19 protein-coding genes are annotated in these 18392 nt (G+C 57.8%); 6 read left to right on the plus strand and 13 right to left on the minus strand.

Going from position 1 to position 18392, the window contains the following annotated elements; translation table 11 throughout:
• Positions 1–126: 126 nt before the first annotated feature.
• The gene (locus tag O3S68_RS10775; protein WP_020456971.1) at positions 127–897 is read right to left on the minus strand and encodes a hypothetical protein; all 771 of its coding nucleotides are present in this window, start codon (positions 895–897) and stop codon (positions 127–129) included.
• A 1-nt stretch (position 898) separates the two neighbouring features.
• Entirely contained in the window at positions 899–1096 is a 198-nt protein-coding gene (locus O3S68_RS10780; RefSeq protein ID WP_269231465.1) for a hypothetical protein, read from the minus strand.
• Between the two features lie 183 nt (positions 1097–1279).
• Between O3S68_RS10780 and leuA the strand changes: the two genes are divergently transcribed.
• A complete protein-coding gene (gene leuA, locus O3S68_RS10785) occupies positions 1280–2950 on the plus strand; it encodes a 2-isopropylmalate synthase (protein WP_269231466.1) in 1671 nt (556 codons plus the stop codon).
• Here the strand turns inward: leuA and O3S68_RS10790 are convergent.
• The 7 genes from O3S68_RS10790 to O3S68_RS10820 all read right to left on the minus strand — a co-directional run bounded on the left by O3S68_RS10790 (position 2940) and on the right by O3S68_RS10820 (position 10352).
• On the minus strand, positions 2940–3701 hold the full coding sequence (locus O3S68_RS10790) for an AraC family transcriptional regulator (RefSeq protein ID WP_269231467.1): 762 nt from the start codon (positions 3699–3701) through the stop codon (positions 2940–2942). The two genes, leuA and O3S68_RS10790, sit on opposite strands and share 11 nt — an antisense overlap.
• A 62-nt stretch (positions 3702–3763) precedes the next feature.
• Complete coding sequence (locus O3S68_RS10795; protein ID WP_269231468.1) at positions 3764–4510, minus strand: IucA/IucC family C-terminal-domain containing protein; 747 nt, start codon at positions 4508–4510, stop codon at positions 3764–3766.
• Positions 4497–5291 (minus strand): ABC transporter ATP-binding protein, encoded by a 795-nt coding sequence (locus tag O3S68_RS10800; RefSeq protein ID WP_269231469.1) that lies wholly within the window; start codon positions 5289–5291, stop codon positions 4497–4499. The genes O3S68_RS10795 and O3S68_RS10800 overlap by 14 nt, the downstream gene beginning before the upstream one ends.
• A gap of 15 nt (positions 5292–5306) precedes the next feature.
• The gene (locus tag O3S68_RS10805) at positions 5307–6338 is read right to left on the minus strand and encodes a FecCD family ABC transporter permease (protein ID WP_269231470.1); all 1032 of its coding nucleotides are present in this window, start codon (positions 6336–6338) and stop codon (positions 5307–5309) included.
• The gene (locus O3S68_RS10810) at positions 6328–7314 is read right to left on the minus strand and encodes a FecCD family ABC transporter permease (RefSeq protein ID WP_269231471.1); all 987 of its coding nucleotides are present in this window, start codon (positions 7312–7314) and stop codon (positions 6328–6330) included. The genes O3S68_RS10805 and O3S68_RS10810 overlap by 11 nt, the downstream gene beginning before the upstream one ends.
• Positions 7311–8219: an ABC transporter substrate-binding protein gene (locus O3S68_RS10815; RefSeq protein ID WP_269231472.1), complete on the minus strand. Its 909-nt coding sequence runs from the start codon at positions 8217–8219 to the stop codon at positions 7311–7313. The genes O3S68_RS10810 and O3S68_RS10815 overlap by 4 nt, the downstream gene beginning before the upstream one ends.
• Before the next feature lie 36 nt (positions 8220–8255).
• Positions 8256–10352 carry a TonB-dependent receptor gene (locus O3S68_RS10820; protein WP_442913117.1) on the minus strand — a complete coding sequence of 699 codons (2097 nt, stop codon included), beginning with the start codon at positions 10350–10352 and terminating at the stop codon, positions 8256–8258.
• Between the two features lie 286 nt (positions 10353–10638).
• Here O3S68_RS10820 and O3S68_RS10825 point away from each other — a divergent pair, with 286 nt between their 5' ends.
• The 3 genes from O3S68_RS10825 to O3S68_RS10835 are packed head-to-tail and all read left to right on the plus strand — an operon-like array spanning position 10639 to position 12907.
• Positions 10639–11058, plus strand: a complete 420-nt coding sequence (locus O3S68_RS10825; RefSeq protein ID WP_269231473.1) for a DUF2231 domain-containing protein — start codon at positions 10639–10641, stop codon at positions 11056–11058.
• An 11-nt stretch (positions 11059–11069) separates the two neighbouring features.
• On the plus strand, positions 11070–12368 hold the full coding sequence (locus tag O3S68_RS10830; protein WP_269231474.1) for a PQQ-dependent sugar dehydrogenase: 1299 nt from the start codon (positions 11070–11072) through the stop codon (positions 12366–12368).
• 59 nt (positions 12369–12427) lie between these two features.
• A complete protein-coding gene (locus tag O3S68_RS10835) occupies positions 12428–12907 on the plus strand; it encodes a tetratricopeptide repeat protein (RefSeq protein ID WP_045508879.1) in 480 nt (159 codons plus the stop codon).
• A 44-nt stretch (positions 12908–12951) separates the two neighbouring features.
• On the opposite strand, the gene O3S68_RS10840 is transcribed toward O3S68_RS10835, so the two are convergent.
• The 3 genes from O3S68_RS10840 to O3S68_RS10850 are packed head-to-tail and all read right to left on the minus strand — an operon-like array spanning position 12952 to position 15934.
• Positions 12952–13740: an ABC transporter ATP-binding protein gene (locus O3S68_RS10840; protein ID WP_269231475.1), complete on the minus strand. Its 789-nt coding sequence runs from the start codon at positions 13738–13740 to the stop codon at positions 12952–12954.
• The gene (locus tag O3S68_RS10845) at positions 13737–14765 is read right to left on the minus strand and encodes a FecCD family ABC transporter permease (protein WP_269231682.1); all 1029 of its coding nucleotides are present in this window, start codon (positions 14763–14765) and stop codon (positions 13737–13739) included. Before O3S68_RS10845 ends, O3S68_RS10840 begins: the two co-directional genes overlap by 4 nt.
• 50 nt (positions 14766–14815) lie before the next feature.
• A complete protein-coding gene (locus O3S68_RS10850; RefSeq protein WP_269231476.1) occupies positions 14816–15934 on the minus strand; it encodes an ABC transporter substrate-binding protein in 1119 nt (372 codons plus the stop codon).
• 217 nt (positions 15935–16151) lie between these two features.
• Between O3S68_RS10850 and O3S68_RS10855 the strand changes: the two genes are divergently transcribed.
• Together O3S68_RS10855 and O3S68_RS10860 are read left to right on the plus strand one after the other, a co-directional pair.
• Complete coding sequence (locus O3S68_RS10855; protein ID WP_020456955.1) at positions 16152–16577, plus strand: hypothetical protein; 426 nt, start codon at positions 16152–16154, stop codon at positions 16575–16577.
• 91 nt (positions 16578–16668) lie between these two features.
• Positions 16669–17238 carry a hypothetical protein gene (locus O3S68_RS10860; protein WP_269231477.1) on the plus strand — a complete coding sequence of 190 codons (570 nt, stop codon included), beginning with the start codon at positions 16669–16671 and terminating at the stop codon, positions 17236–17238.
• A 75-nt stretch (positions 17239–17313) separates the two neighbouring features.
• Here O3S68_RS10860 and mtnA read toward each other — a convergent pair whose 3' ends face one another.
• Positions 17314–18336, minus strand: coding sequence for an S-methyl-5-thioribose-1-phosphate isomerase (mtnA, locus tag O3S68_RS10865; protein WP_020456953.1), 1023 nt, complete (start codon positions 18334–18336; stop codon positions 17314–17316).
• Positions 18337–18392: the final 56 nt, after the last annotated feature.

Genomic DNA, 18392 nt, shown 5'->3' on the forward strand with positions numbered 1-18392 from the left:
CACCTTAAGATAAATCTTTATCATTTCGGACATATCTCGTTGCATATTTTCACAAACAAAAATAAGCGATTGATTAGCTGAATGTTCTGCCGGGTAGCAATGTGCTGACCCGGCCAGCCGGAATGGTCAATGCTGGGGCGTTACGCGGTTGATGCCCATCGCCATCACCTGTGCCGGGTCGAACAGCGACAAACTTTCCACCTGCGAGAGCAGCAACACTTTGCGAAAATCGAGCGCCGAGCGTGGTTCTGAAGCAAGGTCGATACCATGCTCGTCATACCAGGCGCTGTAGTTATGCTCGACGTGCAGATCGAGGGTGTTTTCATCGCGATAGCCGCTAAGCATGGGGATCAACACAATGTTGTTCGCATCGCCGCTATCGAAGGTGGCCGTGTGGATCATGCCAATGTAAATGCGTTGTGACTTGAGGGTGATCCACGCCAGATCGCCCTTTTCCATACACTGATAAATCAGCCCTTCCACGCCGTTAGCGCGCGAGAGGTGTTTATACAACTCGCGCCGACCGTTGCTGTCGAGCCTGGCGCTACCGGACCAGTTCGAGCGCCACAGGCAAAACAGCACCGCAAACGCGAGCATAATCACCACCGGCGCCTGGATGCCTAAAAAGCTCCAGTTCATAAAGCTCATATGCAGGTGGTGCTGCTCCGGGCCAAACACCGCTGGCCACGCGTTCATCACCGTAGAGGTGATCAACAGACACAGCCACAGTAGCCCCGTCGCCAGAATCCCCTGTAACACGAAGACGCAGCCATACAGCGCCACGAGGAAGTAAACATCCCAGCCGAAGCTGCGTTTGAATTTAAAACGGGTGGAGAGATCGTGCGAGGTATACCAGTAGCCACAAACCATTAACACCATAAAGATAGCGGTTCCCATGCTACGCCCTCTTCAACGTGTCGACGTGGCGTTTGAAATCTTCCTGCACGCGCTGGCAATGAATATTCACCGAGGTATTACCATCAGCATCAACCACAATGCGTTCGCCATCTACAATGGCATCCTGAATGTCGTTGTGACTCATCACCTGTAACAATCGGTCCGGGCTTGCGAATAATGAATACAGCATTTTTTTCATTTCGTACCTCCGCAGCCAAGTATAGAAACCCTGCCGCGCGTATGGCGTTTTTCATCCGGATTCTTACTGCCGCACGGCTTTTCGCTCAGGTTGTCACTTTTACGCAACAGGTTGTCCGTTACGCGGGGGCGACGAATAGTCGCGGCGTGGAAACTGACACCACACCCTGCGGAGACCCGAAAAATGTTAACGACCCCTGCTGAAAAATATCAACGCCACATGCCCGTAACGCTGCGCGATCGCCGCTGGCCAGATAACACGCTGACCCGCGCTCCGCGCTGGCTCTCGACCGATTTGCGCGACGGCAACCAGGCGCTCGCCGAGCCAATGGACGCCGCGCGGAAACTGAAATTCTGGGAATTGCTGCTGGACTGCGGTCTTAAAGAGATTGAAGTCGCTTTCCCGTCCGCGTCGCAAACGGATTTCAATTTCGTGCGCCAGTTGATTGAGGAACACCGTATTCCGGACGATGTGACCATACAGGTGTTAACCCAGGCGCGGGAAGATTTGATTACCCGCACGTTCGCCGCGCTGCAGGGCGCGAAGCGTGCCACCGTGCACCTGTATAACGCCACCGCCCCGGTGTTTCGTGAGCAGGTTTTTCGCCAGAGCCGCGAGGAGATCGTCGCGCTGGCGGTAAACGCCGCGCGGCAAATTCGCGACCTTTGTGAAAACGCGCCAGAAACCGAGTGGATTTTCCAGTACTCGCCGGAAACCTTCTGCTTTACCGAAGCGGAGTTTGCACTGGCGATTTGCGAAGCGGTGGCCGATGTCTGGGAACCGGGCGCGACACGACCAATGATCGTTAACCTGCCTGCCACGGTGGAAGTGAGCACGCCAAATGTCTATGCCGACCAGATTGAGCATTTTTGCCGCCACTTCTCGCGCCGCGAGCAGGTGTGCATCAGCGTGCATACCCATAACGATCGCGGCACCGGGATTGCCAGTGCGGAACTGGCGCTGCTCGCCGGTGCGGAGCGCGTGGAAGGTTGCCTGTTTGGCAACGGTGAGCGTACCGGCAATGCCGACCTGGTGACGCTGGCGCTGAATCTTTATACCCAGGGCATCGCGCCGGAGCTGGATTTTAGCCAGATGAAAAAGGTGGTTGAGATCGTCGAAGAGTGCAACCAGTTGCCGGTAGCGCCGCGTCATCCCTATGCCGGAGAACTGGTGTTCACGGCCTTTTCCGGCTCTCACCAGGATGCGATCAAAAAAGGCTTTGCCGCGCGGCAAAACACCCCGAATGCCTTCTGGGAAGTGCCCTATTTGCCGCTCGATCCGGCGGATATTGGCTGTAGCTATGAAGCGGTTATCCGCGTCAATAGCCAGTCAGGCAAGAGCGGTGCGGCATGGCTGCTGGAGCAGAACCACGGCCTGAATTTGCCGCGCAAACTTCAGCAGGAATTCAGCCAGCATGTGCAAAACGCGGCGGATGCGGACGGAAAAGAGATGTCGCAAATGGCTATCTGGAACCTGTTTCGCCAGACTTACGGGCTGGTGGAACATCCGCCACTGCAACTGATTGAATATGTCTGCACCAACCAGCCAGGACAGCGCACCACGTTACAGGCGGAGATCCTTTGCCACGACAAAAAACTCAAACTCGACGCCAGCGGCAACGGCTTTCTTTCCGCCGCCATCACCGCCCTGTGCCGCAGCTTGCAGGTGGAGATCAACATTGAGAGCTACCACGAACATACGCTCGGCAAGCACAGCGACAGCCGCTCGGTCGCCTATGTCTGTTGCGAGGATAAACACGGCGCGCGCGCCTGGGGTGTCAGTATCGATAGCGACATTACCCGTGCGTCGTTGCAGGCGGTGTTAAATGCCGCCCGGCCGTTTATTACGAGGTAAAGTAATCGCCGGGCGGCACGCCCATTACCCGGCGAAACATGGCGCTGAAGGCGCTGGGGTTGGCGTAGCCGCACTCCAGCGCCACCTGCGTGACCGGCTCACCCTGCGCCAGCCGGGTTAACGCCGCCAGCAAACGCGCCCGCCGTAACCATTCGCTGAACTGTAAACCGGTCTGCTGGTAGAAATGGCGCGACAAGGTGCGCCCGCTCATGTTGACCTGGCGGGCAGCGTTTTCCAGCGTCCACTCACCCGCCGGATCGCGCCGCACCGCGTCACAAAGCTGCCTTAACCGCGCGGAAGTGGGTTCCGGCAGGCAAAACGGCAGCGTATTCATCAGGCGGATTTCATCCAGAATCAATTCGTAAATGCGCTCCGCACGGCTGCCAGCCTGATACGCCTGTGGCAATTCCAGCGCATTAAGAATCAGCGCGCGCAGCAAATCGCTGACCCGCACCACCTGGCAGACCACCGGTAAATCGGCCCGCGCCAGCGGTTCGACAAACACGCCGCGCGCCTGCACTTCCCCGTCAATACGCAGCGCATGAGAAATCTGCGCCGGGATCCACACGCCACGCCCTGGCGGCACAATCCACATGCCCTGTTGCGTTTCCACGCGGATCACGCCACTCAGGGTGTGGATCAGCTGATCGCACGGGTGAGTGTGCCAGTGCTCATGCTCCCCGTGCCGGTAATCATGGGCGTAGGGGATCACTGCGCGTTGGGAAAAATCGAGGGCGAATGTCTGTTTCACGGCGCGACCGTTGTTATGTTGCAGGGTGACATTACCTTAATCACCGCCGCGCTCGCTGTCATTTATTTCTCCCGGCACAGCGGGCAGTTGTGGCAATATTCCACCGGCGTTGAGGCTTTGTAATAAAAACAGCAGGTGCGGCGAAAACGCACCATCTTGCCCGCTGCGCTCTTTTGCGCAGGCCGACGAAAGCGCCTGAGCGGATTCCAGGGCGCAGCAAACAGATCGGGTGTGGCGGCGTCCAGCAGCCAGGCGAAATCCGCCTGCTGGCGCTGCGTCTGCTGCGCGTTCAGCCCCTCCATTCGCCCCTGGTAGAGCGAGTAAACGCGCACGGCGGTGTTTTCCCACAAAATAGCTTCCGGCAGGCCGCTTACCCGCGCCAGGCTCTGCCACAACGGCGATAAATAGTCGCGAAACAACGCGCCAACCACCGTTTCGCGCCATGCGTCGCGCTGGCCGGAAAGGTAATGCGTTACGTCAACATCCACCGGCAGCGACGAGCTCCACAGCCCGTTGTCGTGCGCATACTCCACCCGGCTGGCGTAAAGGCTTAACGGCAAGCCTTTATCAAACACGCTCATTGCGTACAGCACATTGCCGGTCGCGAGGAATGCCAGCCGTTTGGCGAGCAGCGACGCGGCAATCGCCAGATCGGGCGCGCCAATCAGCGGCATCACCCGCACTAACAGCGCGCGACAGCTTTGTGCATCCAGTAGCGCCTGTGCCGGTACGCTGCGCGCATCGGCTTGCGAGCGCGAACGCAGACGGAAAGTGTGTTGCAGGTACGAACGCTCTTCAACCGTCAGCATCGGACGCTCCCGGAAAAGGAATGCACAACGGTGTGTGGAAGAAAGGATCGTCGATGATGCGACAGCGCAGATTAAACACCTCGTTGACCAGCGTTTCGGTCATTATCTGCTGCGGCGCGCCCTCGGCGTAAACCCGCCCGTCATGGACGGCGACGAGGTGATCGGCATAACGGCAGGCGAGGTTGAGATCGTGCAGCACCATCACAATGGTTTTGCCCTGCTGCCGGTTGAGCTGGCGCAACAGTTCAAGGATCTCAATCTGGTGCGCCAGATCGAGATAGGTGGTCGGTTCATCCAGCAAGAGTGTCTCCGTGGCCTGCGCCAGCGTCATGGCAATCCACACGCGCTGGCGCTGCCCGCCGGATAACGCATCCACCGGGCGATGCTGCAATGCGTCGGTTGCGGTCAGGCGCAGCGCGGCATTCACCTGCTGCTCATCCTCTTGCGACCACTGGCGCAGCCAGTTTTGATACGGAAAACGCCCCAGACTCACCAGTTGACGCACCGTGATACCTTCCGGCGCGACAGGCGTTTGCGGCAAAATGGCCAGCTTGCGGGCAATTTCCGCCGTATTGCTGGCGTGAATGTCCAGGCCATCGAGAATAACGGTGCCGGAATGCGGCGTCAGCAAGCGCGCCATGGCTTTAAGCAGCGTGCTTTTGCCGCAGCCGTTACTGCCAATCAGCACCGAGACTTTCGCGCCAGGCAGGGTTAAATCCAGCGCGTTAATCACCTGCCGCTGTTGATAGCTGACGCTCAGTTTTTGCGTTGAGAGAGACACATTTTCCCCATCAGATTACGTCCGCTGCCGAATCAGCAGCCACAAAAAGAACGGCGCACCGGCCAGCGCCACAAAAATCCCTGCCGGTAAATCAGCAGGCCGGAATAGCGTTCTGGCGAACAGGTCAGCGATAACCACCATACTGCCCGCGCTACAGACGGTGACATACGCCTGGCCGAAAAAGCCATTGCGCACCACAAGCCTTGCCAGGTGCGGCGCAATCAGCCCGACAAACGCCATCGCCCCCACCTGCGCAATCGCCCCGCCGGAGAGCACCACACAACTTAGCAGTAACAGCACCCGCAGCGGCTGCACCCGTACGCCAAGGCCGGTGGCCAGCGCGTCGTCCAGTTGCAGGGTTTTCAGATAGCGCGCCAGAAACAGCAGCACCGGCAACGCCCACACATACACCGCCAGCAGGCGCAGCACTTTGTCCCATGTAGCGGCATACACGCTGCCGCTCAACCATACCCAGGCGGAAAAGGTGGTGGTCAGCGGGCTGAAGACCAGCACCAGCGTCACTACCGCGCCCGCCAGGGCTGAAACGCCAACGCCGGTGAGGATCAGCCGCAAGGGTGTCAAACCGCTGCGCCACGACAGCAGAAAGATCAGCCCGATGGCGCAGGCCGCGCCGCCCATCGCCGCGTACGGCAAGGGCGCGCTGCCATATTGCAGGCTGAAAAAGGAGAGCCACAGCAACGCCCCGGCACTCGCCCCGGCGGTCACGCCGAGCGTATCCGGCGAAGCTAACGGGTTACGCACCAGCGTTTGCAGGATCAACCCGGCAAGCCCCAGCCCGCCACCTGCCAGCATCGCCAGCGCCACGCGCGGCAGACGCAACTGGTGCAGAATAAAGCTGTGCGCGCTGGCATCCGGCTGCACCAGCAACCGAAGCGTTTGCGCCAGCGAGATCGCCACATCGCCAGTGTTCAGTGCCACCAGTGCGACCAGCAAAGTCATCGCCGTACAGCCGAGTAATCGCGGCAGTAAACGCCGGGAGTAGTGGCGGGAAAACGGCCCGCAGCGCAAAAGCTGACTATCCGGCATGGTTCCCCCTGCGTTGCGCCAGCAGGATAAAAAACGGCGCGCCCATCAGTGCGGTCATCACCCCGACCGGCAGCTCCTGGGGCAGAATAACCACCCGCGCGGCGATGTCGGCGGCCAGTAGCAGTAACGCGCCGAGCAGCGCGCAGGCCGGAAGCGTATAGCGCAGGTCGCTGCCAAATAACTGGCGCGCCATATGCGGCACCATCAGGCCGACAAAACCGACATTTCCCGCCAGCGCCACGGCGCAACCCGCCAGCCCCACTACCAGCATGCTCGCCAGCAGACGCACCAGCGCAATGTTCAGCCCCAGCCCACGGGCAATCTCTTCTCCGGCGTTGAGCACGTTCATCTGCCCGGCGAAAAAGCAGGCGGCTACCACCAGCAGCGCACCGGGGAGCAGCATCGGGTAGACGAGCTGTACGTCATTGCCCGCAAGGCTACCGGCCAGCCAGAACAACATGGTGTCGAGACTTTCCTGATCGATAACAAGAATGGCCTGGGTAAAGGCATTGCACAGCGCGGTGATCGCCACACCCGCCAGCACCAGCCGCAGCGGATTAAGCTGCCCGTTGCTGACTTTACTGGTAAACCACACCAGCGTGCCGGTGGCGCAGGCACCGCTAAACGCCAGTAACAGCGTGATCCACGGGTCGCCGATGGCAAAAAAACTGCCCGCCAGCACAATTAACAGCGCCGCGCCCGCATTGACACCAAACAACCCCGGCGAGGCCAGCGGATTGCGGGTCAAGGCCTGCATCAACGCCCCCGCCACGGCGAGAAACGCACCAACGCCAACAGCCAGCACTGTGCGCGGCAGACGCGAGGTGCGAATAATGATATCCACCGCGCTGGTGGGATCGGCATGCAGCAGCGCCTGCGTCAGTTGGCTGAGTGAATAAAACCGCGCGCCGGTCATCATGCTGAGCAACATCAGCATTACCAGCAGCAGACCGCAGAGCAGAAAACGCCCGCTCATACGCGCCCCCGGTTGAGTGCCTGTTCAACATCACGGAGGATCTGGTTGGCGCCCAGGATGCCGCCGGATAAGCTCCACGGCACGCTATCCACTTCCCACAGTTGCCGCGTTTTCACCGCGCGCAGTTGCTGCCACAGCGGGTGCGCGGTGAGGGCGTGGTACTGTCGCGTGATGGCCGGGCTGTTGGCCCGCAGCAAAATAAAAAACAGATCGGCATCCAGCAGCGGAATATTTTCCATGCTGGAAAAGCGCAACGACGCGCTGTGCGCCTGCATGGCCTGCGCATTCCAGGCAAATCCCACTTCAGACATCACCGAGCCGGGAAAGCTGTTCGCCACATAGCTGCGAATGTGATCGGGGCGCACTTCAATTACCGACACCTGCGGCGCACGCTGCCCGGCAAAACGTTGTTGCAGCAGGCTGCGCAGCGTGGCGATACGCGCATCCCAGTGCTCAAGGAGTTGTGCGGCGGAGCTGGTCAGGGCCATTTTTTGCGCCACCACCGTCAGCGTTTTTTTGAATTCAAAGACATCGTCGAGCAGCGTAACAGGTGCGATTTTCGCCATCAGCGGCGCGACATCCTGATGGCGAAAGCGGGAAGCGAAAATGATATCGGGTTTCAGCAGCGCGATTTTTTCCAGCGCAGGCTGCGTCTCCAGCCCCAGTTGCGGCACGCCGGAAAGCTGCGGGCGCAAATAGCGATACACCGGTTTTTCCGCCCAGGATTCAACAATGCCGCAGGGCGTAACGCCCAGCGCGGCCAGGCTGTCGGTGGCCCCCTGAAACAGAGAAACCGCGCGCGGTACGCCGGGTTTGGCAAACAGCAATGGTGAGACACTGCACAACAGTAGCGCCTGTAAGCTGCGTCGGCGCGAAAGAGAGAAAGCGAGTTCGTTTTTCATCATCCATTCAAACCGCCCCGCTAACCGGGGCGGTAACACTCAAAAATCGAGACTGTAGCCCAGCGTCGCGGTGCGACCCCGACCGGCGAAATAGCGATCCGGATCGACAGACGCGCTTTGCGAATAGTAGGTGATGTACTGTTTATTCAGCAGGTTAGAAACCCCAAGGCTCACCTGCCCGTACGGCAACTTGTAGCCGACCGCCGCATCCACCAGCGCATAACCGGAAAAGTCTTTTTCCGCATCGTCGAATGTCTTGCTGAGCGCCCAGTTGGCTTGCAGGAAGGTGCTCAGTTGCGCATTCCAGTTTGCCGACCAGCTGGCGATGATGCGATCCGGGGCGATATTTAAGCCATCGAGTTTCGCATCCAGGCTGCCGTTGTCATCGCTGTCATACCGGCCGCGCATGTGTGACCACGACAAGGTCAATTTGTGATCGGCATTCGGGCTGTAACCCGCGCTAACTTCCACACCGTCAATCTCGGTCTTTTCGCGACGGGCGACAAACGCATCGTTGACCAGCTCAACGCGGCTGCCGAGCTTCGAGGTGGACTGGTAGTAGCTGGCTTCGAAATCAAACGGCGCGTGTTGTACGCGAAAACCGATTTCGCTGTTTTTGGTGACGATCGGTTTCAGACCGTTGTAGTCATCCAGTTTGATGCCCGGCGTGTCGATGCCGCGCAGCACGCGTCCGACATCCGGCACGGTAAACCCTTCGCTGTAGCTGGCAAACAGGCTTAACGGTTCAACCGGTGTCCAGACCACACCGGCGTTATACAGCGTCTGGTCGAACGATGGCGTGCCGCCTTCTACCGTCACGCGGTCGTTGGCCCACACGGTTTGATAACTGTCGATATTCAGCCGGGCATATTCATAGCGAACACCGCCGCTTAATTTCACCGATTCAACCGGCGTGTATTCCAGTTGCAGGAACGGAGACAGATCGGTGTAGTTAATTTCCGGAACGTAGGTGCGCCCGGTAGCCCATAAATCCTGTTTCGAGTTATCAAACAGGGTATCGAAACCCACCGTCGCTTTAATGCGGTCATCCCAGAGATCGTCTTTGGTGAGCGCGATTTTGCTGCCGTACTTATCGGTATACGCACGGCTCTGATCGTACAACGTGCCGAGGGGAGCAATAGCCGGATCCTGGAACGACGAGGAATTGGTCGCGCCGAACAGCGCTTCATAACGCTGATAATAGGCCAGCGCCGTCAGCTTCATGCCTGCCAGATTGTAGTTATCGTAGGTGGCTCCCACCGTCCACACATCGTTATGCGGCGCGCTGCCCGGCGGGTTACCTTTTTTCGAGGTGGTTACTTCACCGTCATCGCGATCGCCTCGCACGCTGACATAGTTATCTTTGTTTTTCAGGCGGTAACGGTTAAGGCTCAACTGTACGCGCTGATCGTTATCCAGCCAGTAACCCACTTTCGCCAGCAGATCCCAGGCGCGGGAGTCCATCAAATCGCCCTGCGTGTTATCTACGCCAATCGCGTGGTTATTGGCGTCTTTGAACAACCCCTGATCTTCATAGCTCAGCGCGAACAGGTAATCGATGTACTCTTCGCTGCCGTTGATGCTGTAGTTGGTTTTATAGGAAAGCGTATCGCGGTTAAATTCCGCGGTGGGCGTGGTGGTTTCCACGCTGACATGCTGGTTGACGGTGCCCGGTTTCGCGCGTTTGGTGATGATGTTGATCACCCCGCCCGTCGCACCGACGCCGTTGCTGGCGTTCGCCCCTTTGATCACCTCAATGCGCTCGATCATCGAGGCGTCGATGGTATGCATTTCGCGCCCGGTCGGGCGCAGCGGGTTTGATTGTGGGATCCCGTCAATCATCACCAGCGGTGTGCGTCCGCGCAGCGTTTCGCCACTGCCGGACATTTTCTGCCGTGACGGTGAAAACGACGGCAGCAGGTTGCTGAGGATCTGCGAGGTATCGGAGGTAATTTGCCGCTGCTGGGCAATCTCTTTTTCGCTGATGACTTTGATGACCTGCGGGGAATCATTACGCGAACCGTCGGTGCGGGTGGCGGTCACAATCAGTTCATCATCACTGTTTTTCGCATCCTGCGCATAAAGTGGCGAGGCGAAAAGCAGAGCCATCGCGCCGTACAAAGGGGAAATTCTCATCTAAACAACCCTCAATTTTTATTATTCCCCACCGTTTGCGGGGATCACTCCGTAACAAAATCAAATGACAACAATAAGAAACATTTTGATACCGATTATCATTATCGGTAAAAGAATGTAAAGTGAATATTTTCCAGGCGAAATTGAGGGCCGCCTGAAGAGCGAGACGTGAATGGAACAAACACAACACATAAGCAAAATTAATTAAATTTTGTGTAAGCGGTCTACCCTTTAACAAGCAGATCCTGTGGCTTATCCCGCTTGTTTCCACCAAAAGGAACGACCAATGCAAACACTCTCCGGGCCATCGCGCGCGACGCTTGCGCTTTACGAACTCTTTAATCCGCTGCCCACCGGCTTTTTTGTGGCAGCGTGGATCTTCGATATTCTGTATCTCAAAACCTTTCAAATTATGTGGACCGACGCGGCAAGCTGGCTTATCGCCATCGGTCTGTTGATTGCCATCCTTCCCCGGCTCATCAACCTTGTGCAGGTTTGGGTAACGCAGCGCCATAGCGTTACTAACGCGGAAAAAATCCATTTCTGGCTCTGGCTGCTGGCGATTGTGCTGGCGATTTTTAACGCCTTTGTGCACAGCCGGGATGCTTACGCGGTGGTGCCGCTTGGCGTGATCCTCTCAACGGCGGTAGTGATTTTGCTGCTGATTGCCCATCTTCAACTCGCCCTGCGCACGCGTGTCCAGTAAGGAAACAAACCATGAATATGCCTAATCGCTTACTGACCGTTGCCGCGCTCACCACCCTGCTCACCGCCTGCGATCAGGGGGCAAACATAGACCCGATGAAGCAAGTTGGCCCAGAGCCAGAGTTGCCAAAAGCGCAGAATTTCCTGTTGCCACCGATGCAGGTGCCGGAGGGCGTGGCGTGGAAAGCGGGAGAAACGCCAACAGTTCCGCAGGGGTTAAAAATCGAAAAAATAGCGGATGGCCTGCTGCACCCACGCCAGCTGTACGTTTTGCCGAATAACGACATCCTGGTCGCCGAAGCCAATGCCCCGGCAAAACCGACCACGCGCCCGAAACAGCTGATTATGGGTCTGGTGCAAAAAGCCTCCGGCAAAGGCGGCCCCGGCGGTAACCGCATCACGTTGTTGCGTAACGCTGGAGGCACATGGCAAAAGCACACGTTTATTGAAAACCTGCACTCACCGTTTGGCATGCAGTTGATAGGAAATACCTTGTGGGTCGCCAATGCCGACAGTCTGGTGAAATTCCCGTATCAACAAGGAGAAACCACCCTCAGCGCGCCGGGAGAAATCGTCACCGAACTGCCCGGCGGACCGATTAACCACCACTGGACAAAATCCCTGCTCGCCAGCCCTGACGGCAGCAAACTCTATGTAGGCGTGGGTTCCAACAGCAATATCACCGAAAACGGCATCGGCGCGGAATATCGCCGCGCGGCGGTGCTGGAAGTGGATGCCGCCACCGGCGCGAGCCGGATCTATGCCAGCGGGCTACGCAACCCGACCGGGCTGCAATGGGAGCCAGAAAGCGGTGCGTTATGGGCGATCGTCAACGAACGCGACGAAATTGGATCCGATCTGGTGCCGGACTACATGACATCGGTAAAAGAGAAGGGTTTCTACGGCTGGCCATATAGCTACTTTGGGCAGCACGTGGACGAGCGCGTCAAACCACCGCGCCCGGACTTAGTGGCGCAGGCCATCAAGCCGGATTACGCGCTCAGCTCGCACGTCGCACCGCTCGGGTTCTTGTTCTATACCGGCGACAATATGCCGCAATATCGCGGCGGCGCGTTTATCAGCGAGCACGGAAGCTGGAACCGGAAGCCGCTCAATGGCTACCAGGTGGTGTGGGTGAAATTTGCCAACGGCAAACCGGTTGGGCAACCGCAGCCGGTCGTAACCGGTTTTCTTACCGACGATCAGAAACAGGTGCGCGGGTTACCGGTCGGGCTGGCGATGGATAAACAAGGCGGCGTGCTGATTGCCGACGATGCCGGTAACGCTATCTGGCGAATCAGCGCGCGCTAATCTTGTCGCTGCCTGTCGCCTGCTTTATAACGTTCAGACACACTTAATGGATGAAAACGATGGATAGCAGATTGCAGGCAGCGATTGCGCTGCGCAAACAGGGTCAACACGATAAAAGCCGTCAGGCGCTGCAAGCGCTGGCAGAAGAACCCGCGCTACGTGCGCAGGCGTTGCTCAATATCGCCTGGTCGTATGATAACGAAGGCAAAGAGCGCGACGCCGAGCCTCATTACCTGGCGGCGCTTGCGGCCGGATTAAGCGGTGAAGATAAGTTCGAAGCGCAGTTTGGGCTGGCGTCAACGTGGCGCTGTCTTGGCAAATACGCACAGGCGAAAAGCTTGTTTGAAGAGATCATGGCAAGCTGGCCGCAGGCCACCGAAGTGCGGCCATTTTATGCTTTGTGTCTGCACAATCTTGGCGAACACGACAACGCCATTGCCGTGCTGCTGGCGTCGATTATTCAGCATCCCGACGCCCGCACCGAACCCTATAAAGCCGTGCTGCACCACTACGCGCAGCACCCGCATCAACGCTGGTGACCGGTGTAGCGGTGCCGTTTGCCGCAGTGGACGGCGCGCTGGGACTAGCTTGCCTGCTGGGTTAAACCGTCAATGATCACCTGCTTCATCCCTTGCGAGCAGGGTTCCACGCGCCCGCGCACACCGTAGACCTGCGCCAGGCTTTCCGGCGTTATCACCTCGCCCGGCACGCCGTTCGCCACGAGCTCGCCTTGTTTGAGGATCAACACATGGTCGCCGTGGCGCAGCGCGATATTGATATCGTGCACCACCACCACGGTAACGATATTGCGGCTGCGCGTTTCCCGCTTCACCAGATCCATCACATGGAACTGGTAGTTGAGATCCAGCGCGCTGAGTGGCTCATCGAGCAACAGCAGTGAAGGCTGGCGGATCAGCGATTGCGCCAGCCCGACTAACTGTTTCTGCCCGCCGGAGAGCTGGTCGAGGTAGTGCAGCGCCAGATGCTCGATACCGAGCTGGCGCAATAGCGACATCACTTCGGCCTGCTTTGCCGCGCTGTGTAAGCCGCCGGAAGCACGTTGTGCGACGATAATCGACTCCAGAACATGCAAATGAACGCCTGCTGGCAGCGATTGCGGCAGATAGACGACCTGCTCGGCGCGTTTTGCAAACGGCTGGCTGAGCAGGTCTTCGCCATCCAGCAGCAATTCCCCTTCTGCTTTGTTCAGCCCGGCCATTGCCCGCAGCAGCGTCGATTTGCCGCTGCCGTTTGGCCCAAGCAGAATTGTCACTTTGCCGCGCGGCAAATGGGAAATATTGAGATCGCGAATAATCTGTCGCTTGTGATAGCCCGCGCCAAAACCGCGCAGGCTCAGGCCGCTCTGGCTCATACACTCCCCCGGTGGCGCACAATGATGGTGATAAAGAACGGCACGCCAACCAGCGAGGTGACAATGCCCACCGGAATAATCACCCCGTCGATCAGGTTTTTGGAAACGATAGAAGCCAGCGATAACACCAGCGCGCCAATCAACGCGCTACCCGGCAGATAAAAACGGTGATCCTCGCCAAACAACATGCGGGCGATATGCGGAGCGACCAGACCGATAAAACCAATCGGGCCGACAAACGCTACCGACAGCGCCGACAAGATACTGATGCGCAAAAGCGTTGCCAGCCGCAGGCGACGCACGTTAATGCCAAAACTTATCGCCCGATCTTCGCCAAGGCGCAGCGACGTCAGTTTCCATGAACTGAGCATCGACAGCGGCATGATCACCGCCAGCGCCAGTAGCAAAATGCCAAGTTTCTCCCACGACGCGCGGGCAATGCTGCCCATGGTCCAGAACACCAGCCCCTGCAGCGTGTCTTCGTTGGCGATAAATTGCAGCATCGACACCAGCGCGTTGAAGGTAAACACCAGCGCGATACCGAACAGCACCACGCCGGAGGTCGCCACCTGCGTCCAGCGGGTAATACCGTCCAGCAACAGCGCCGCCAGCAGCGCAAAAAGAAACGCGTTCGCCGAGATAAACCACTGCCCTGGTACGCCGGGAATACCGATACCAAGTACAATCGCCAGCGCCGCGCCAAACGCCGCCGCCGACGACACACCCAGCGTAAATGGGCTGGCTAACGAGTTATTCAGGATGGTTTGCATCTCCGCGCCCGCCAGACCCAGCGTGAGCCCAACAATGATCGCCATCAGCGCGTACGGCATGCGGATATCCCAGACAATCACCCGCGTTCCGGCATCGGCGCTCGCCGGGTCAACCAGCGTTTGCCACAGCGTATCCAGCGGCAGACCAGAGGGGCCGAGGGTGAAATCCAGCAGCATTGAGGCGGCAATGAACACCACCAGCAGCGCCAGCAAACTGACGCGGCGGCGAAGGATCACGCGGTAATTGAGCATCAGGCTGTCCGCAGCCGTCTCCTGCCTCTGCTCGTTTGTTTCCAGCGTGGTACTCATTTGCCCTGCTGCCAGCTATAGACGAAGTTGTTATCCGGCAGTTTGGTGAAGTTTTTGATGATGTGATGGTAGGTCGCATCCGGGTTCAAATCCGCAAACGCCTGCGGATAGATATCTTTCGCCAGATATTCCATGCCGACAATGTTGTACGGATGATTGTAGAAGTGGTGGTAAACGCCATACACACGTTTTGCACTGACCGCCGGGATCTGCGCGACACCGGTGCGTTGCAGCAGCACCTGCGCCTGTTTATTGACCTCATCTTGTGAGACGTTCAGCCCGAGCGGCAGCACCTGGCTGTTACCCCGTTTAGAGCCGGTCATGATATAGACATCCGGGTTGGCGCTAATGAGTTTTTCAAGCGAGATAAACCCGGTTGCACCCGGTAGCAGCTCAGAGCCAAGGTTCTTCGCGCCGACCGCTTCAACCAGCCCGCCCCAACCGCTGTGCCCGTGGGTAAAGCAGCAGCTATCCGCGTTACCGGCCAGCGCTTCGACGAATACCTTCGGTTTCGGGTTTATGGCGGCGGTTTTCTGCTCAATCGCTGCTAATTGCTGGCGATAATAGGCGGTGTACGCCGCCGCGTTGCTTTCGCGGTTAATCACTTTACCCAGCAGATCGATACTCGGCGCGGTGTCTTTTGCCGGGTTCACTTCGTAATCAACAAACAGCACCGGAATGTGCAGCGCGGTCAGTTTAGCCAGCACGCCGCTATCGGCCAGCGCCGGTTTCGCGCGCAGCTGCGCAATCATCAGATCCGGCTGTTTCGCCAGCACGCTTTCCAGATCAACATTGCCTTTATCGCTAAAGCCCATGTCCATAATGCGGGTCGCTTCCGGCCACTGGGTTTTCAGCATTTCCCAGGTGGCAATGTCCTGTTTTTTCGCCAGATTGTTCCATGCCACCAGCCGTTTAAACGGATTGTCGCGATCCAGCAGCGCCATCGTCATGATGTCGCGCCCGTCCTGCAAAATAATGCGTTGCGGTTCGTGTTCAATGGTCACTTTGCGGCCATCGAAATCGGTTACGGTGAGCGGATATTGCGTGGCGTGCGCCAGCATGGGAACAGCGAGTAAAGCGGCGAGCACGAACGTAAAGATTGATTTCCCTTGCATAAAAAAAAAACCCTGCAGATAGTCAGATATTAATGATTTTGATAATTATTATCATGTCTAAATAAACGAAACATATACAACATCAAAAAATAGGCTGACCGCAACCCCGCGTTAACATCCTGATTCGTTTTCTCTTTTGCTGACATCGTTTCTTACGGATTTTCACCGCCGCGATGGATTACCTTCGTGCTTTGCCAAAAACCTGCGGAAACCGCCGATGAAATACTCCCTGCTTCTCTTGCTGATAACCTTTATCTCCAGCGTGCGGGCGGATGATGCCGTCCGACTTCACTGCCCGACACGCGGCAACCTGACGGTCTCTTTTTTTGACTACAACCTGATAACCATGAAGTGGAGCGACCATTTTCAGGTCGCGGCGGGCAAAGAGCGCAGCAAAACCAAAGCGGGCGTCCCGTTCTGGAGCACCACGTTTGGCAACGGCGACAACTTAGCCTTTTTCCCGGATTCCGGTCAGTACTATCTTTTTTATGCCGGCGCGAATGCGCCTGAACAGTGCAGCGAGCTGGGCAGTTTTGTCTACCCGGTGATCACCCCGCCGCGCTATGACAAAAACGCCAGTACGCCGCAAAGCCAGGCCAGCACCATTGATAAGGATGTGATTTTGCTGCACCCGGCGACCTGAATTTCCCCTACCCAATCCAGTAGCCTCCCTTTGTGACACGCCGCAAGGCGTGTATGCTGCCAGCGCCGCTGCGGCATACAGGGAGGTCATCATGCAAAAATTCATTATGTTGATAGTTATCGTGTTGCTTTCGGGCTGCGCGACGACGTCGCCAATGCCGGAATGGGACAACATCACCGCGCTGGAAGTGCGCCAGGATCGCATCACCGCATATTCCGACCATTACGCCTACAACTTCATCCGTAACGATCCGCATGCTGATGCCTACGCCCGGTACGCTGAGTTTTATCAGGAGTTTGCCAGCCATGTTCCCGGCGTTGCCGTGAACTTTGTGGTGAAAGATAAAAAGGTGACGGCTGAGTACAAAGCGCTCGTTGATGTCTCCGGGCTCAGTGCCGCGCAAATTGAGCGCCTGCGTTATCACTACGGGGCAAACATTATTGAGCCGAATAAAAAGCTGGCGGTGACCTTCAGAGCGCAGGGTGACGTGGTCTACATTCTGCAACACCCGTACGGCCCGGATACCCGTACGCTGGAAAAACCGGTGACCGTCACGATTAACGACACCACCAAACAGCATGTCTCGTGGACGGCGCCCCTACTGATCCCGGCGTTTCCACTGATTATGATTTACGGCTGCGCCACCGGGCCGTGCGTGTGATCGGCGCCGTTTCCCGAATAGAGAGTTACCGCCGTCTGGCAAGCAAACAGCGGTGTTAAGCCGGTACGTTGGTAATTAGCGTGGCTGGAAGATCCCGTTCGCCACATCAGCAGGTGTCACCACGCCGCTGTCGAGTACCCAGCCGCTGATGAGCGCCGCCGGTGTGACATCAAATGCCGGGTTGTAAACCCGCGCATTTTCCGGCGCCCAGTTCACTGCGCCAAAACTCCCGGCCACCCCGGTCACTTCCGCGGCAGCGCGCTGCTCAATGGGAATGGCATCGCCATTCGGGCAGTGCGGGTCGAGCGTGGTTTGCGGCGCAGCCACATAAAACGGCACGTTGTGGAATTTCGCCAGTACCGCCAGCGAATAGGTGCCGATTTTGTTCGCCACATCGCCATTGGCGGCAATGCGATCGGCGCCAACCCATACCGCATCCACCTGCCCTTTCGCCATCAGGCTGGCGGCCATGGAATCAGTAATTAACTGATACGGCACCCCCAGCTCGCCCAGTTCCCAGGCCGTTAGCCGCCCGCCCTGTAATAATGGGCGGGTTTCATCCACCCACACATGGGTAATTTTTGCCTGCTGATGCGCCCGCGCAATGACACCCAGCGCGGTGCCGACGCCCGCTGTCGCCAGCCCACCGGTGTTGCAGTGGGTCAGCAGTCGGCTGCCCGCTTGCACCAGCGCGCTGCCCGCTTCGGCAATGTTGTCGCACAACTGTTTATCTTCTTCGACAAGCCGCAGCGCTTCGGCGGTTAACGCCGCCACAAAATGCTCCTGCGTGAGCGCCTGTTTCATGCGATCAAGGTTATTCATCAGGTTCACCGCCGTCGGGCGCGCCGCGCGCAACGTTTCCAGCGCCTGCGCCAGTTGGTCGCGGTTTGCGCCCTGTTCTGCCAGCAGCGCCAGCAATAAGCTGGCAGAAAGGCCAATCAACGGCGCGCCACGCACCCGTAGGGCATGAATATGGCCGACAAGATCCTCTACCGTGCTGGCCGGTAGCCACTGTTTCTGCTGCGGTAAGGCCTGTTGGTCGAGAATAAATAATTGATTGTCGGCGACTCGCAGGCTGGTGGTCTGTAATGGCTGCATTGCGTAAAATCCCTGTTGCGTTGTTGTAGCGTATTGTGTCAGGATGACGTTCGGAT

Origin of the sequence: Kosakonia sp. SOY2 (assembly GCF_027109175.1) — a bacterium.
Taxonomy (GTDB): Bacteria; Pseudomonadota; Gammaproteobacteria; order Enterobacterales; family Enterobacteriaceae; genus Kosakonia.